This is a genomic window from Methylobacterium sp. CM6246 (assembly GCF_054818005.1).
Genome location: NZ_JBTXKY010000003.1, coordinates 63931 through 79580 on the forward strand (window position 1 = coordinate 63931; position 15650 = coordinate 79580).

The 15650-nt window shown below is 64.6% G+C and carries 18 protein-coding genes; 10 read left to right on the top strand and 8 right to left on the bottom strand.

Annotated features, from left to right (window positions below; translation table 11 throughout):
- Positions 1–32: 32 nt before the first annotated feature.
- Positions 33–287, top strand: a complete 255-nt coding sequence (locus ACYQPG_RS30445) for a hypothetical protein (RefSeq protein ID WP_461232668.1) — start codon at positions 33–35, stop codon at positions 285–287.
- A complete protein-coding gene (locus ACYQPG_RS30450) occupies positions 287–424 on the top strand; it encodes a hypothetical protein (RefSeq protein ID WP_461232669.1) in 138 nt (45 codons plus the stop codon). The genes ACYQPG_RS30445 and ACYQPG_RS30450 overlap by 1 nt, the downstream gene beginning before the upstream one ends.
- A 15-nt stretch (positions 425–439) precedes the next feature.
- On the opposite strand, the gene ACYQPG_RS30455 is transcribed toward ACYQPG_RS30450, so the two are convergent.
- The 6 genes from ACYQPG_RS30455 to ACYQPG_RS30480 form a co-directional block, all read right to left on the bottom strand.
- Positions 440–1000, bottom strand: a complete 561-nt coding sequence (locus ACYQPG_RS30455; protein ID WP_461232670.1) for a chemotaxis protein CheB — start codon at positions 998–1000, stop codon at positions 440–442.
- A 100-nt stretch (positions 1001–1100) separates the two neighbouring features.
- Positions 1101–1343, bottom strand: coding sequence for a hypothetical protein (locus ACYQPG_RS30460; RefSeq protein WP_419828504.1), 243 nt, complete (start codon positions 1341–1343; stop codon positions 1101–1103).
- A gap of 57 nt (positions 1344–1400) precedes the next feature.
- Positions 1401–1958: a PAS domain-containing protein gene (locus ACYQPG_RS30465; protein WP_419828505.1), complete on the bottom strand. Its 558-nt coding sequence runs from the start codon at positions 1956–1958 to the stop codon at positions 1401–1403.
- Between the two features lie 478 nt (positions 1959–2436).
- Complete coding sequence (locus ACYQPG_RS30470) at positions 2437–2637, bottom strand: hypothetical protein (RefSeq protein WP_461232671.1); 201 nt, start codon at positions 2635–2637, stop codon at positions 2437–2439.
- Positions 2638–2640: 3 nt separating this feature from the next.
- On the bottom strand, positions 2641–2904 hold the full coding sequence (locus tag ACYQPG_RS30475) for a hypothetical protein (RefSeq protein ID WP_461232672.1): 264 nt from the start codon (positions 2902–2904) through the stop codon (positions 2641–2643).
- 60 nt (positions 2905–2964) lie between these two features.
- Positions 2965–3180: a hypothetical protein gene (locus ACYQPG_RS30480; protein WP_461232673.1), complete on the bottom strand. Its 216-nt coding sequence runs from the start codon at positions 3178–3180 to the stop codon at positions 2965–2967.
- A 120-nt stretch (positions 3181–3300) separates the two neighbouring features.
- On the opposite strand from ACYQPG_RS30480, the gene ACYQPG_RS30485 reads away from it, so the two are divergent.
- Both ACYQPG_RS30485 and ACYQPG_RS30490 read left to right on the top strand, forming a co-directional pair.
- A complete protein-coding gene (locus ACYQPG_RS30485) occupies positions 3301–3855 on the top strand; it encodes a PAS domain-containing protein (protein ID WP_461232674.1) in 555 nt (184 codons plus the stop codon).
- Between the two features lie 762 nt (positions 3856–4617).
- Entirely contained in the window at positions 4618–6801 is a 2184-nt protein-coding gene (locus ACYQPG_RS30490) for a PAS domain S-box protein (RefSeq protein WP_461232675.1), read from the top strand.
- A gap of 20 nt (positions 6802–6821) precedes the next feature.
- Here the strand turns inward: ACYQPG_RS30490 and ACYQPG_RS30495 are convergent, their stop codons facing one another.
- Positions 6822–7127: a hypothetical protein gene (locus ACYQPG_RS30495; protein ID WP_461232676.1), complete on the bottom strand. Its 306-nt coding sequence runs from the start codon at positions 7125–7127 to the stop codon at positions 6822–6824.
- A gap of 185 nt (positions 7128–7312) precedes the next feature.
- On the opposite strand from ACYQPG_RS30495, the gene ACYQPG_RS30500 reads away from it, so the two are divergent.
- The 5 genes from ACYQPG_RS30500 (at position 7313) to ACYQPG_RS30520 (ending at position 12658) form a co-directional block, all read left to right on the top strand.
- The gene (locus ACYQPG_RS30500) at positions 7313–7537 is read left to right on the top strand and encodes a hypothetical protein (RefSeq protein WP_461232677.1); all 225 of its coding nucleotides are present in this window, start codon (positions 7313–7315) and stop codon (positions 7535–7537) included.
- 250 nt (positions 7538–7787) lie between these two features.
- The gene (locus ACYQPG_RS30505; protein WP_461232678.1) at positions 7788–8078 is read left to right on the top strand and encodes a hypothetical protein; all 291 of its coding nucleotides are present in this window, start codon (positions 7788–7790) and stop codon (positions 8076–8078) included.
- A gap of 41 nt (positions 8079–8119) precedes the next feature.
- Positions 8120–8419 carry a DUF2171 domain-containing protein gene (locus ACYQPG_RS30510; protein ID WP_461232679.1) on the top strand — a complete coding sequence of 100 codons (300 nt, stop codon included), beginning with the start codon at positions 8120–8122 and terminating at the stop codon, positions 8417–8419.
- A 170-nt stretch (positions 8420–8589) separates the two neighbouring features.
- Positions 8590–11478, top strand: a complete 2889-nt coding sequence (locus ACYQPG_RS30515) for an ATP-dependent Clp protease ATP-binding subunit (RefSeq protein WP_461232680.1) — start codon at positions 8590–8592, stop codon at positions 11476–11478.
- Between the two features lie 82 nt (positions 11479–11560).
- The gene (locus tag ACYQPG_RS30520; protein WP_461232681.1) at positions 11561–12658 is read left to right on the top strand and encodes an NADH:flavin oxidoreductase; all 1098 of its coding nucleotides are present in this window, start codon (positions 11561–11563) and stop codon (positions 12656–12658) included.
- Positions 12659–12674: 16 nt separating this feature from the next.
- On the opposite strand, the gene ACYQPG_RS30525 is transcribed toward ACYQPG_RS30520, so the two are convergent.
- Entirely contained in the window at positions 12675–13127 is a 453-nt protein-coding gene (locus tag ACYQPG_RS30525) for a hypothetical protein (protein ID WP_461232682.1), read from the bottom strand.
- A gap of 875 nt (positions 13128–14002) precedes the next feature.
- Here ACYQPG_RS30525 and ACYQPG_RS30530 point away from each other — a divergent pair.
- Complete coding sequence (locus tag ACYQPG_RS30530) at positions 14003–15631, top strand: alpha-amylase family protein (protein ID WP_461232683.1); 1629 nt, start codon at positions 14003–14005, stop codon at positions 15629–15631.
- The last annotated feature ends 19 nt before the right edge of the window (positions 15632–15650 follow it).

Sequence of the window (15650 nt, forward strand, 5' to 3'; positions counted from 1 at the left end):
TCTGTCAGTATCGCTTCCCGTAGCTCGGCCGGATGTCAGCCAGCCCAGCCCCTACCCTCCTCCCGAACCCCGTCGCGATCTGGCACGGCGAGATCGAGAACATCTCCCCGCACGCCTCGCCCTGCCGGTACATGACCCCGGCGCAATGGGCGACGATGCGGGAGTCGGCGCTCGATTTCTGCATCCGCTTCGGCGCCGACGCCCACGGACGAGGCTGGACGGCGTCGCAGCCCTTCGGCGTCCACCCCGAGCACGGCACGCTGCGGGTCGAGTACTGCGGGGGCTGATGATCGCCGGCAAGAAAGCGCTGGCGGTCGAGGCGGAGCGGATCCTGTTCGAGCGGACCTCCGGCTACCAGAATACCCCGGGCAAGGTATGGGGGCCGCCGATCTGGGAGTTCGCGGCGAGGGGCGGCGGCAAGTAAGCAGACCGACTTGGCTCAGAAGCTAGCGCAATGCGCAGCGACCCGCTCTGCGAGGCTCTTGGCAGTAAGGGGAGCTTCAGGGTGATCGAGCTTCAGCGCCGCTAGGGGCATCTCGGGGAACTTGGCCTCGTCCAGGTTCTGCACCAAGCCCAGGCCACCGCGCGCCGTGATCGCTAGAATGCCCGCGGCCCCATCGCTGTTAGCGCCGCTGAGCACGATCCCGACGACGCGCGTGCCGTAGATTTCGGCGGCCGAGATGAACAAGGGGTCGGCGGCCGGACGGGCGAAGTGGACCTTTGAGCCTTGATCCAGCCAGATCGCGCCAGCGCGCAGCCGCATATGGTGGTCAGGCGGCGCCACGTAGATCCGGCCGTGCTCGATCACCTCGCCGTGCTGCGCGAAGGCTGCCGGGAGATGGCCGCGCCGAGCGAGGATGTCAGGGAGGATGCTCTCGTTCGCCCCGATGTGCTGGACGACGAACACGGAGGCGCGGCAGGTGGGTGGCAGCGCAGCGATGATCTGCATGAGCAGACCGAGGCCACCAGCAGAGGCGGCGATGACGATGATGACACCCATTTCGCTGTGGCAATCACCGCGGCAGGTTCCGGTTCGTCCGCGCCCAGCGGAATGTTCGGAGTAGACCGTCGGCGATCGGGTCGAGCCACAGCCTCGACCGCTAAGACTCCCGCGGCTCGCTCATCCCGATCTCGGTCAGCAACTCGCGCCCGGCCTGCGTCAGGAACCACAGCTTCCGTCCGGACGGCCCTCGTACCGGCATCTCCTCGACCGGACCAAGATCCTGAAGCACCGGCATGACGCTCGGATGCGCCCCGTGCCGCATGCCCTGCGGGTACAAGGCGCAGGCGCGAAGGCCTTGAAGCTGAAGCCCGCGATGAGGGATACGGATCTCGGTGGGCATGGGCCGAGCTACCGTGAGACGGGGGCCAGGGCCATCCCACGACTGACCCTCAGCACCTCAGCCCTGCCGACGCCGGGCGATGGCGTGACCGATACCTGTCAGCAGCACCTGCGACAGGCTGCCGAGATCGGCATGAGCACCCTGCTTAAGCGCCGTATGCGCTTCAATGCAGCGATCGGCAGCCACAAGCAGCGGATCCTCGATATCGGGGGTGAGTAAGGCAGCCGAAATGGCGGAGCCGCGGTGACTGTCCGTAGTCTCGATGTAGGCACCAAGGCCTTGCATCACGCCGCTCTCGTTGTGCGAAAGGGTGCCTCGGTTAAGGATCCAGCGCACCTCGCCCGACTCGGTCAGGACCCGGAACTCAGCCGAGAACGGACCGCCGGTCCGGCGAGCCTGGCGGATCTGTGCGAACAACCAGTCCCGATCGTCCGGATGTGTGCGTCCGAGGGCGGCTTCGAGGGGCAGAGGCTCGCCGGCGAGGCTGGCATTGCCAGCCAGCACGGCAGCTGCGCCTTCATCAAGGACAGAGCGACCTGCGGCGACGTCCGTATTCCAGATACCGATCAGCCCTGCTGCCTGCAAAGCTGGAACCGTTGCGGTAAGAGATACCATTCAACTGCCCCCTCCTCCTATGTCTGAGCTTCTTACGAATGCTCAGGTGCAAAAGTTTCGCACAGTTACAAACTTGGATCTGAGGCGGACTGATTGCACGATTGAATGTTGCAATTGCTAGTTTTCTTCCCCTCTCATTTACTGATATGGAAAATTCTGTTATCAAAATGGCAATCTGTAGAATTAGTTTTTGAAGATCGCTGGTATCAAAAATGGACGACGATCGCGCTCAGTTCACACTGCAACGAGTAGCTCAGGCCCTTGGCGTCTCCAGCGATATATTTGATGATCAAACCAGCTATACGCTGGACTTAAGCGGCGCCCCCGTAAATGTGCAGGCGGTAGAACTTCTGAACCTGTTCTCAATAATTTCGGATCCTGAGGTCAGGCAATCGTGCCTCGCATATGTCCGGGAAGCAGCACAGCGTGCCAAGAGGGCCTGAGGATAGTCCCCGGGTTGGAGCCTTCGTCCGTTCGCCTACGCGGACGCGATCAGCATCCAGTCTTGGGCCTCCGCCATACGCTCCTCATCCGGAGTTAGCGGCATATCGATGATGACGCGGTTCACGATGTGCCGGACAACCTTCTCATCCAGGCCAAGCCCACGCGCGAAGCCCCGCAGGCCCAGCACCAGACGCTCGACGACGATCTCGTGATCTGGGTCGAGTTCGTCTTTCAAGGCTCAGCCCTTCACCGGGTGCGCGAGTAGGATTGCAGATTTGACCGCAGCTCGCTTGCCGCCTGGTCTGGCTGTCGGCTCCTTCAGGGTGGCCGTTGCGTGCCGGTCCGCCTTAACGGCCGCGGTGACGTCCAAGACCCAGCCGGAAGCCAGCTCGAACGGGCCGATCTTGGCATTGGCGAGCACCGCGTCGACCGCAGCGCTCACTTGCGCATCGGTGACCTCTCTCGATTTCAGGAGGTCGGACACGGTCGGGTTGCTGGCCATGCCGGAGAGCTACTGCAGCGTGCCGGGGGCGTCCACCAGCGGGCAGCAGGATGCGGATCGCTAGTTCGCCTCTTCGTCCGCAATTGCTTGGAGAGCTGTCAGAGCTCGTGCCCGGCCTTTGTCCGATCCGATCTTGCGCCACAAGCGCAAGCAATCGTCTTCACCCGCGCTCGCCTTCAGAGCCGGGTCACCGCCGTAGAACTGTTCGACGGGCACGCCGAGCACATCCGCTATGTTGTGCAGGATCGCCCGCTTGGGGTCGTCGGATTTGGCCATGATAATCTCGAAACCGGGCCTACGAAAAGTGGTTCCACACCATTCAGATACGCCTTCGCCGCCGGTAGTAGGTGCTCACCTCTAAAGCTGATACCGAAGGGAATTTAAGGAGCACTGCGGATGATCTTCGTCACGAAGGCGGAAGGCGGCCTGAGTTATGTCAGTCCCGAGTGGACCGCCTTCACCGGGCAAGCCGCCGACGAGGCCGTTGGGCACGGGTGGTTTCAGTGCGTGCATCCGGAAGATCACGAGAGCGCCGTCACTTTCCTGCGCAGCGCCCGTGATCAGCAGAGCGAGTACAGCCTGCGCCTACGCCTGCGCCGTGCCGATGGCAGCTTCGCCTGGGTGATGATCGGGGCCGTCCCGTCCTACGGGCCGCCAGACCACACCTTCCTCGGCTATCTCGGCTCACTGACAGAGATCGCCGTCAGCGGCTTGGAACGGCTGACCGCCTACGGCACGCTCAACCGCTTTGTACCGCCACCCATGAGCCCGACGACGCCACCGGGCTCGACCCTCGAACTCGTCGCAGACCATCTCCTGATGGCGCACGGGCTCATTGAGCAGGACCACGCCAAGGAAATGCTGCCGGTGCTGAGGCAGGCGCTGATGGTGGCCGGCAGCCTGCTGGCGCGGAACATGACCTCGACCGACCCGGAAGGTCGTTTCCACTGAAGGACGGACCACACCGGCCGGGCGGCCATATCATTACGGCTCGCCCGGCATCGCGCTGATCCCGACCTCGACAGCAGGGGGTGATCCTGAGATAGGCGCGAGCGCGACCGCGGGGAAGCCGCGCTGTATCCCCAGTGCTCTCGCGGACCAGTGTTTCATCCGGTTGAAGGACCGATTGGACCGGCGTTTCGTGCCATAAGCCACCCTTATGCGAATGGCCGATCGCAGCCGGTAGGTCCGCGTACGGAACGTCGTCAGCGCCATCTGAATGGCCGGGATGGGCGCAAAGCCGAACGTCCGGTATTGCGCGCACTGGCGATCCGGCATGACGTAGTCTGGCCGAAAGCCGTCTGTCCGCTTCAGAGGAGGTCTGCCGGAGAAGCGGACGGCCTGCGATCGACCCAACCCAGCCGCCCAGACCGCCGGTTGTCCTTCTACAAAGCGGCCGTTCGTCCGCCGTCCAGCAACTGCGGCCTGGAACGACTTGCGGACGAACACAATCAAAGCGGCACGAACCTGATCTATGGCAATAAGTTCATGAGCAACCTACTAATATAATTTATTTTTTTCCGGAGAGTGCCCTATTAGATGAACGGATGATGGTTGGTTGCAGGTCGAGGTCGTCGCGCCTTCCAAGCCTTTTGAGGTGGCGCTCCGCCGTCACTGAAAGGAGCGTCATTTCGAGTGCTTCGCGATAGCTTGCCCATGGATGATGACGGGCCGTCTCGACGCATCTCAGGCTTAGCCAACCTACGAACGCGTGTGGAAACGACGCAACCGCCTCCGCTCGATAAACTGCTCGCGGCTGTCGTCCAGCAGTCGCAGGAGTTCATCGGCATAGCCGACCCAAACTTCAGGCCGGTGTTCGTGAATGCGGCCGGACGCAAAATGGTCGGGCTCGGCCCTGACGACGACGTCTCGGCCATCCCAATCGCGGACTTCTTCCACCCGAACGATCAGGCCCTCATCCGCGACGTCGCGTTACCGACGCTGCTGCGGGATGGCCGCTGGGAGGGCGAGCTGCGCATTCGGCATTTCGGTGGCGGCGCCGAGATGATCGTCCGGTGGAGCGCGTTCACGCTCTACGACGAAACTGGCGGATTGATCGGTATCGCGACGATCACCACGGACATATCAGCCCGCAAGCACGCCGAGGCACGGCTCCGAGAGAGCGAGGCCCGGCTGAAGGCGGCGATCGACCTCGTCGGTCTCTCACCCTACTCATGGGATCCGCAAACCGGCGCGCTCGATTGGGACGTACGCCTGAAAGCCTTGTGGGGCCTGCCCCCCGACGCGCCGGTCGGCAAAGATGTTTGGCTGTCGGCCATCCACCCGGAGGATCGCCCGCGGGTCGCGGCGGCGGTGGAGCGCTGCACCGACCCTGCTGGCGACGGCGTCTATCACATACAGTACCGCGTGATCGGCATTCGCGACGGTGTGGAGCGCTGGGTTTCGACCCACGGCCGGACCGGCTTCGAGGGCAATCGACCAGTATCGTTCATCGGCGTAGTGGTGGAGGTCACGGCTCAGATGCGCGCCGAGGCCGCTGTGCGCGAGAGCGAGCATCGGCTCTCAGCGACGCTGGCGCAGCTGCCGATCGGGGTCGGCCTTGCCAATCGGGACGGCAGGATCACGTTGGCCAACCAAGCGCTCGGGCACTACGCGCTCGAATGGATACCCTCGGCCGATCCGTCGCGTGAGCGCTGGCGGGCCTTCGCACCCGACGGACGAAGGCTGAACCCGACGGAGTACCCCGGGGCGCGGGCCCTTCGAGGCGAAACCGTCGTCCCCGGCATCGACTTCATCTTCACCATGCCGGCTGGCCGGGAGTGCTGGACGCGCGTAAGCGCCGCTCCGTTTCACAACGTCGATGACGAGATCATCGGTGCCATCCTGGTCGTGCAGGACGTCGATCGGGAAAAACGGGCCGAGGCGGCCTTACGCGAGAGCGAAGAACGCTTCCGGCGCTTCGCCGCGCATTCGGCTAACGTGCTCTGGGTCGCCGACTTACACAGTGGAACGATCGACTACCGCAGCCCGGCCTTCGCGCGCGTCTGGGGCAAACCCGTCGGGGACAGGCCGGACCTCGCGAGTTGGCTCGATAGCGTCCACCCGGAGGACCGCGACGCTGCAGCACAAGCGATGGATCGGGTTAAGGGTGGCGAGGCGCTCGTGTTCGAGTACCGCATCCTGCGCGCGTCAGACCAAGCGGTGCGCCGCATCCGCGACACGATCTTCCCTATCCCGGGCATCGGCGGGCACATCCGGTCGGCGGGCGGGATCGCACAGGACATCACCACCGACACCGGCCTGCGCGCCTACGTGATTGCGTCCGGTGACGACACCCGGCGCAGCCTCGGCGATGCCTTGCAGTCCGGTGGGTACGAGGTGCGAGCCTTCGACAGTGGTCTGGCCCTCCTCAAGATGGCGGGCTCGCTGATGCCGGGCTGCGTCGTTCTTGATCTGGATGATGGGGGCTTTCTCGTCGCTGGCGCATTGAAGTCGGCGCGCGCGCACTTGCCGGTGGTGGCAGTTGGCGCGAGCAGGGGCGATGTCGGCCTCGGGGTCCGCGTCATGAAGGCGGGAGCGGTTGATTTCCTCGAAGCCCCCTGGTCACCGGAGGCGCTGCTGTTCGCCGTCAAGACGGCGCTCGCCGAGATCCACGCTGAGGCGGATCGGGTGCGCGGGAGCAACGAAGCTCGCAGCCGGATCGTGGCGCTTTCCCCACGCGAGCGCGCGGTGCTGGAGGGATTGCTCGCTGGCGGGACCAACAAGACCATCGCGCGTACGCTGGGCCTGAGCCCACGCACAGTGGAGATCCACCGGGCCCGGGTCATGGAGGCGCTGGGTGTCCGCACCTTGCCCGAGGCCGTTCTCATCGCGACGGCCGCCGGTGTGCGTCCCGCCCAGCACGACGATGACTCGGTCGTGCAGCCCGGCACCTAGGAGGGAACCGGGCAGCGAGATCAGCCTGTCGTGCCGTAAGCCTGCACCTCCGGAAAGCTGGCATAGCCCTCAGCGTCACGAGCATGCTCCCATACCGGCGGAAACACGGCTTGGAGACCCTGCGCGACGCCGTACTGGATCGGCCGAGACTCAGTCATGCTCATCGGAGATTCGGAAGGTGCGCGATAGAGAAGATCCACAGCATGCCAGAAGGCGGCGCGCTCGGCGGGCGTCAGGCGGCTCAGGGAGATCCGGATCTCGGCCATTGCGGCGGCGGCACAGGTGCCAAGGTCATCGGGCGTGAAGGGAGCTTGAGATCCGTCCATGTCGTACCCCGCAGATGTCGTGTTCTCCCTGAATTGAGCATAGTGCTGCCGCCGGCAATTCGGACAGCTCCTAGGTCAAGCCCCTGAACGACTTGCCCGTCCGGCATTTCACTTAGGATCGATCCGGATGCCGCGGCGGCGCGAGGATCCCATCTGATTTCGATGCGAAGGCAGGGAGGCGCAGCATGGGTGCGAATGGCCTGGATGCGTTCGACAAGACATCACATGCGACACGGATGCGGCTGGCCGACCGGAAGCGGCACGAGGCGATCGAGCTCGGCCAACAGGCGGTGTGGCCTGTGCTGGGAGCCGGGCTGTGGACGGTGCGTGATCCTAAATCGCTGGCGCTCGCGGCTCATCTCGGCGCGCAGCGCCCGCTCCGCATAGGCGGCGCCTCTCACGATCGGTGACCTGCGCCGGGGCACATGCGTCAGGGCCACAAAGGTCGGCCCCCTAGATGGCTTCGTGAGGCCGGTTCGGGTGCAGGTCAGGGGCACGCACAGAGCCGAACGGCATCTTGACTAGCGACAGGCGCGACAGCGGATCATTTCAATTGTCCTCTGTCCGGCGATAGAGAATCCCACTACATCGCTCGACTTGCTGTGAAACATCAGTGTCGCGGCAGGGCGCATCAAAACCGAAGAGGTGACTTCCGCGGACTTGGATTGCCATTCAAAAATCGATCCTGCGGACGGTCTGGATGACAAGCCGGAGAACTTATCGATGCAGTCGGAGATAGCACGTGACATCCTGGCATACTTGCGCAGTACGCACCGGCTGCCCGGGGCACGCCTGCGCATCACGACGCTGGATGAACGGTTTGGGACCGATCCCGCCGTCGCGGCAGCGGTCTCGGAACTCGCGCGCACCGGATATGTCGCCACGCCCGACGCCGACACGGTCGAACTGACCCCGCGTGGATACGAGGCGCTGCTGAGCAACCACTTCTGATCTGAGCGCTAGCAATCGTTCATGCAACGGGAGAGCACAACATGACGATGAATGGACAGGATGGCGCTGGAGGTCGTCCACTGCTCGCTCTGATCAACAGGGACATGGAGGTCGTCGATAGCGACGGAACTCGGATTGGAACTGTCGCCAAGGTCGAAGGTGGTCACCTCAAGATCTCTCGTGTCGACCAGAAGCCTCGAAACCAGCACCAATACGTCACTCCGGATTGGATCGCTGCCGTGGATGACCGGGTCACACTGAACCGGACATTCGACGAGGCAAAACGCCTCTGGGCGAGCGAGCCTTACGCGAAGCGCCACCATCTTGAGCGCGCGAGCTGAAACGGGCGTCGCGCAGCGTTTTGCCGGCACGGGCGTGCCCTCGAGCTCTCCAAGGAGGCTGACGGTTCAGGGCGAGCCGGACCACGCCCGATCTGCCAACGCGGCTGGGCGACGCGGATCAGATCCTGGCTGATCCATCGAGCTCCGGCCCAATCTTCAGGGAGCCCAGCATGAGCGACGGAATCTGCGACATCTGTGGGGCGCGGCCGGCCACCGTACGGGCTCAGGTGGTCAGCAATGGCCAGCGCCAGACCATGGAATTGTGCGACGTCGATTATCGGCGTCTCGCCCGCCAGCAGGGTCGCTCCAGCTCCCCCCTCGAATCGCTGTTCGGCGGCGCGGGCGGCAGCCTGTTCGACGACTTTTTCGGTGGGGACTTCTTCGGCCGCGGGCCCCTGGCCGGACGGGACGCATCCGACGCCGACGCAATTGACGAAGAGGCGGGCACGAGGCCCGCACCGCCCAGGTCCGGCCGCGGTGCCTCGCGCGGTCGAGCCGCGGGCGGCATCGCCGAGCGCTTGTCCGCTCACGCCGAGGAGATCCTGCAGGGCGCCGCGCGGCGCGTTCAGGACCTGAACCGGCGCGAGGTCGACACCGAGCATCTCCTGTACGCCCTGGCCGACAACGACGTCGTGCGCACCATCTTCGACCAGTTCAAGGTTGGGGTCGATGACCTGCGCCGGCAACTCGACCAGGACGGACGGATCACGGACGGCGAAGCGGCGGCGTCCAGGTCCGGCACAGACGAGACGGCGATCAGTATCTCGCCCCGGATCAAGGACGCCCTGTCCCGCGCCTATCAGGCCTCGCGCGAGTTCGGTCATTCCTATGTCGGCCCGGAGCATCTGCTGATCGGCCTGGCCGAGGAGGGCGAGGGCATCGCCGCCGACGTGCTGCGCCGCTACGGGCTCACGCCGCAGGCGATTCGGCAGCAGGTCACGAAGGTCGTCGGGCGCGGGGCCGAGGAGGGTCGCGTCAGCGCGCCCACCAATACGCCCAACCTCGACAAATACGCACGCGACCTCACCCATCTCGGCCGTGACGGCAAGCTCGACCCGGTGATCGGCCGCGCCCGCGAGATCGAGACCACGGTCGAGGTGCTCGCCCGGCGCAAGAAGAACAATCCCGTCCTGATCGGCGAGCCCGGCGTGGGCAAGACCGCCATCGTGGAGGGGCTCGCCCAGCGTATCGTCGCCGGCGAGGTGCCGGAAAGCCTGCGCGACAAGCGTCTGGTCGAGCTCTCGATCAACTCCATGGTGGCGGGATCCAAGTACCGAGGCGAGTTCGAGGAGCGCGTTCAGGAGATCCTGAAGGAGGTCGAGGCCGCGCAGGACAGCCTGATCCTGTTCATCGACGAGATCCACACCATCGTGGGGGCCGGCCAGGGCGGCGGCGAGGGCGGCCTCGACATCGCGAACGTGTTCAAGCCCGCGCTCGCCCGGGGCGAGTTGAACCTGATCGGCGCGACCACGCTCAACGAGTACCAGCGGCACATCGAGAAGGATGCGGCCTTGGAGCGGCGCTTCCAGCCCGTGTTCGTGCCGGAGCCCACGGTGGCGCAGACCATCATGATCCTGCGCGGCCTGCGCGACACGCTGGAGGCCCACCACAAGGTCACCATCACGGACGAGGCGGTGATCGCCGCCGCCGAGCTGTCCGACCGCTACATCAGCGGCCGCTTCCTGCCCGACAAGGCCATCGACCTGATCGACCAGGCGGCGGCGCGAGTGAAGATCTCCGCGACCGCGCGGCCTGTTGATGTCCAGGAACTCGAGGCGGAGGTCCGCCAGCTCAAGCGCGAGCAGGACTACGCGGCCTCGCGCAAGCAATTCGACCGCGCGCAGGAGATCCAGGCACAGCACGCCGCCAAGGACAAGGCGCTCGGCGAGGCGAGCGAGCGCTGGCGGCGCGAACGCGGCTCGGGATCGGCCGAGGTCACCACCGAGCAGGTCGCACAGGTCGTCTCGAAGCTCACCGGCGTGCCGGTCAACGAACTGACCACGGAAGAGCGCCAGCGGCTGGTCGCCATGGAGGAGCGGCTGCACAAACGCGTCATCGGCCAGGACGAGGCGGTCAAGGCCGTGAGCGACGCCGTTCGCCTCGCCCGTGCGGGCCTGCGCGAGGGCCGGCGGCCGATCGCGACCTTCCTGTTCCTCGGCCCGACGGGTGTGGGCAAGACGGAGCTTGCCAAAGCCCTGGCCGAGACCGTGTTCGGCGATGAGGACGCGCTGATCCGGCTCGACATGTCCGAGTACATGGAGCGGCACGCCGTCTCGCGCCTGATCGGCGCGCCTCCGGGCTATGTCGGCTACGAGGAGGGTGGCCAGCTCACCGAGCGCGTGCGGCGGCGGCCCTACGCGGTGGTGCTGCTCGACGAGATCGAGAAGGCGCACCCGGACGTCTACAACACGCTGCTGCAGGTCTTCGACGACGGCCGGCTCACGGACGGAAAGGGCCGGGTGACGGACTTCACCAACACCATGCTGATCGCGACGTCGAACCTCGGCGCCGACATCATCCAGCGCAACCTGCGGGCGCGGGGCACGGAATCCGACGACCCGGTGCGGCTCAAGCGCGAATTGATGGACGTGCTGCGGGGGCACTTCCGGCCGGAATTCATCAACCGCATCGACGAGATCATCGTCTTCCATGCGTTGGGGCAGAGCGAGATCCGCTCTATCGTCGAGCTGCAGCTGGAGCGTGTCCGACGCAGGGCACAGGGGCAGGGTGTCGAGCTCGTCACCGACCAGAGCCTCGTCGACCATCTCGCGGCGGCGGGGTTCCGTCCGGAGTTCGGCGCGCGCGAGTTGCGGCGCCTGATCCGTACGGAGCTTGAGACGCAGCTGGCCCGCGCGATGTTGGCCGACACGGTGCACGAGGGGGACCGCGTCCTGGCCCGCTGGGACGACAGCCGGCAGACGGTGGTGCTGGAGCCGCAACCCCGTGCAGCCCAGGATGAATCCGATCCCGCCGGCAGGCACTCACACCGTCAGCGCAGCGGAACCGGGGCGGGACAGACCCCGGCCACGCCGGACGAAAGACCGGCTGCGGCTGAATAGCGGCCCGCGTCGCACGGCGCCGCGCAATGCTTTTCGTCCTTGATGATCGTCCGGGACGAACGCGCCGATCCTGGAGCGTGCCATGAGCCTCGACACCTTGTTCCGTCCCTTCGCGTACAAGTCGCTCCGGTTGAAGAATCGGATCGTCATGGCGCCGATGACGCGCTCGTTCTCTCCCGGTGGCGTTCCGACGCCCGACGTGGCCAGCTATTACAGCCGCCGTGCCCCCGAGGTGGGGCTCATCATCTCGGAAGGCACCGTCATCGACCGGCCGGCATCGTCGAACGATCCCGCCATTCCTCATTTCCATGGCGAACAGGCGCTCGCAGGATGGAAGCACGTCATCGACGCCGTGCATGCCGACGGTGGCGCGATGGCGCCGCAGATCTGGCACATGGGCATCGTGGCGCCCCACGCGTCGGGATGGAAGCCGCCCACCTCCATGGAAGGCCCGTCCGGGTTCGTCGTCCCTGGCGAGGTGGGCGGCGTCGCGATGTCCGAGAGCGATATAGCCGATACCATCGCGGCATTCGGCCGTGCCGCCGCGGAGACCAAGCGGCTGGGCTTCGATGCGGTCGAGATCCACGGCGCGCATGGCTACCTGATCGATCAGTTCTTCTGGGCCGGCGTGAACAGGCGCCAGGACCGCTACGGCGGCGCGACCCTGCCCGAGCGGAGTCACTTCGCCGTCGAGGTCGTGCGCGCGGTTCGCTCTGCGGTCGGCGAGGACTTTGCCGTGATCCTGCGCCTCTCGCAGTGGAAGCAGCAGGATTTCGCGGTGAAACTTGCCCGCACACCCGACGAGATGGCGGCGTGGCTGAACCCGTTCGCCGAAGCCGGCGTCGATATCTTCCACTGCTCGCAGCGGCGTTTCTGGCAGCCGGAATTCGAAGGCTCGGACCTGAACTTCGCAGGCTGGGCGAAGAAGCTGACGGGCAAGCCCACGATCACGGTCGGCTCGGTCGGACTTTCGGGCGAGTTCATCGCCGCCTTCCAGGGCGAGAGCTCGCGTCCCGATCCGCTCGACGAACTCATCCGCCGCCTCACGCGCGGCGACTTCGACCTCGTGGCCGTCGGCCGGGCCATGCTGTCCGACCCCCATTGGGTCAGCAAGATCCGCGAGGGACGGCACGAGCAGCTGAAGGATTTTACCCGGGAAGCTCTCGCCACGCTCTCCTGAGCATCGGGTTTTGCGATCATGCCGGCCGAACGACCGACGACATGAAGCCGCCTGCGATCATCAGCGCCAGCCCCAGGACGAAGAAGATCCCTGCGCTTGTCAAGGCATTGGCGGCGAACCTGCTCAGCCGCCTCGACTTCCGGGGCGGCCGCACTCCATTTTGTCCCCAAAGCATGTGACGCGCGGAATTCCAACTCAAAGCCATCGACACGCCGCAGAGTGTAATCGACAAAAGCAAAAATGCCCATGATGCAAGCAGGACATATTTGTAAGATGGCGGAGAGTTTTGTATGCCTCCAAGCTTGTCGGAAAAATTCACTGAGAACAGAAGGATGCCGCTTATTATGCCAATCGATTGCTTCGCCAGCTCAATGGGCTCTCGATAATTGTAGTTGAGAAAATCTTCTCGTTCTGCAATGTCCTCTTTCTCACTCCTGCGCCCTCGATCAGTGTCTCCGGCATCTGTCATCGTACACCCGACCTTGATCTTTCCGTCGCGACAAGTGGCGTGACCTGATCGGCTGAAGGCAGGATGGCCTGTTTCCGCTTTCCGTAAAACACGAGCTTACCCGGCGAAGTTTCGCCTCACGGTCAGCTTGAGGCCAATCATTTCCCCTGACGCCGACGCCCTGGTCGGAGGCCCCATGGTCCGCATCGGGAGATAGGCGCCGGCTGGCCAGTAAAGAACCACGACACCAAGCCGAAAGATTTGCTCCGGCTCTGCGTGCGTTCACCGAAGGATCGTCGCGCTCTCGCGCCGATGATCACCCTTTAGCACCCTGACACCCGACCGGCACCTGGGTCAGTCCTTAGGGCGAAACCTTATAGGCGCCCGTCGAGCCACCCCGATATACCGGAAGGCGGGGGGGGGCGGAGCCTTGAGGCCCGGGCCTCCGATCCGCCCGGCATAGCGTCTCCGCCCCGGGTTGCGGGGCATGCGCGAACCATCGCAACGGTGAAGGGCAAGATCTGATGGCAACCAATTCAGACGACACATCCGGAAAGCGCGCGAGTGGAAGCGACAAGGGCCTAAGCCCCGATCACGCCGGAGGCGACCAGATCCGGAAGGCCCAGAAATGGGGCGGCGGCTCGAAGGGCTCCAAGGGACCGATCACCCACGCCGACAAGCGCAATCCAAATTCGAGCGCGAAAAGTTGATCGCCGGATCTGCATCTCGATAAGGCCGGATATCGACGGCTTTCGGCGGTTAGTGCGGCTCACGCCGGCATTCTCCTCAGGGCTGGAGCGCCGCAGCTCCGCTCGCCCGGACAGCCACGCGAACCGCGACAGCGGCCTCCGTCTTCGAGGCCGCCGCAGGGGGGCCTCACTCGCAGAACCAGGCTGGTGCTCGATCTCTGGTACAAGACGGCCACGATCTATAGCCTGAATGTCGGAGCCTACATGGATGGCAATGGCGATGGCGTCGGCGATTTCAGAGGGCTGACGGCGCGCCTGGAATACATCGCAGAACTCGGCGTCAACTGTCTCTGGCTGCTGCCGTTTTTTCCAAGCCCTCAGCTCGATTACGGATTCGATGTAACTGATTATTACAATGTTGCCCCAGAATACGGGACGCTCGGTGATTTCGTCGAGTTCAGCCGGGAGGCGCGCCTGCGCGGTCTGCGCCTGATCATCGACCTGCCCCTCAACCACACTTCCGACCAGCACCCCTGGTTCCAGGCCGCACGTGCGGATCCGACATCGCCGTTCCGTGACTACTATGTCTGGTCCGACTGCGAGCCAGCCAATGCCGCCGAGGGCGTGGTCTTCCCGGGCTTCCAGACGAGCGTGTGGACGCGGGACGCAGTTGCTGGCGCGTGGTACTTTCACCGCTTCTACGAGCATCAGCCGGATCTCAACATCACCAATCCGGCCGTTCGCGACGAGATCGAGCGCATCATGGGCTTCTGGCTGGAGCTCGGCGTATCCGGGTTCCGAGTCGATGCGGCGCCATTCCTGATCGACCAGTTCCAGCCGGACGGCACAATTTTCCGGAATTACGACATCTTGGACGAGCTGCGCGACTTCCTGTCCTGGCGGCGCGGCGATGCCATCATGCTGGCGGAGGCGAACGTCTCGCCCGATGAGATCCCGCATTTCGTCGGTCATCACGGCCGCATGCACATGACCTTCGCGTTCCTGATCAACCAATACCTGTTCCTTGCCCTCGCGCGGCGCCGGGCAGAGCCGCTCCGGCGCGGCCTGTCTCTCGTGCCGGCACTGCCGAAGCTTGGGCAATGGGCGCAGTTCCTGCGCAACCACGATGAGCTCGATCTCGGACGCCTTAACCCGGACGAGCGAGCCGAGGTGCACGCCGCCTTCGCGCCCGAGCCCGGCATGGGCCTTTACAGCCGGGGCATCCGCCGACGGCTCGCGCCGATGCTCGGCAACGACCGCCGGCGCATCGAATTGGCCTACAGCAGGATGTTTGCGCTGCCGGGAAGCCCCGTGATCTTCTATGGCGACGAGATCGGCATGGGCGATGACCTTTCGCAGCCGGAGCGCTGGGCGGTGCGGACCTGCATGCAGTGGCGCGACAAGCCCTGCGGTGGCTTCTCCGATGCGTCCGCGAACACGCTGCCTCACCCCATCATTGAAGCGGGTCCATTCGGGCTTGGTGCCGTGAACGCCGTGGCGCAACAGCGCGATCCGACCTCACTGCTGGCTTGGATGAAGCGGCTTTGCGGCATTCGGCGCTCCTGCCCCGAGATCGGTTGGGGCGAGATGAGCATCATCGAGAGCGATGATCCTGCAATTTTCGCGGTTTGCTACCGGCATGACGGCAAATCAATCATCATTGCACAGAATCTTGACGACGAGCAGCGCCAGTTCGATCTAGAATTAGACGATTGCGCAAAATGCGAGTTCGTGGAGCTCTTCGGAAACAAGATCTACGATGACAGTAAGATAGAAAGTCGTGTCATGAGTCTCGATCCGTACGGATATCGCTGGTTCAGGGTCGATCCATACTAGGCTGCAGGTTTATCTGACG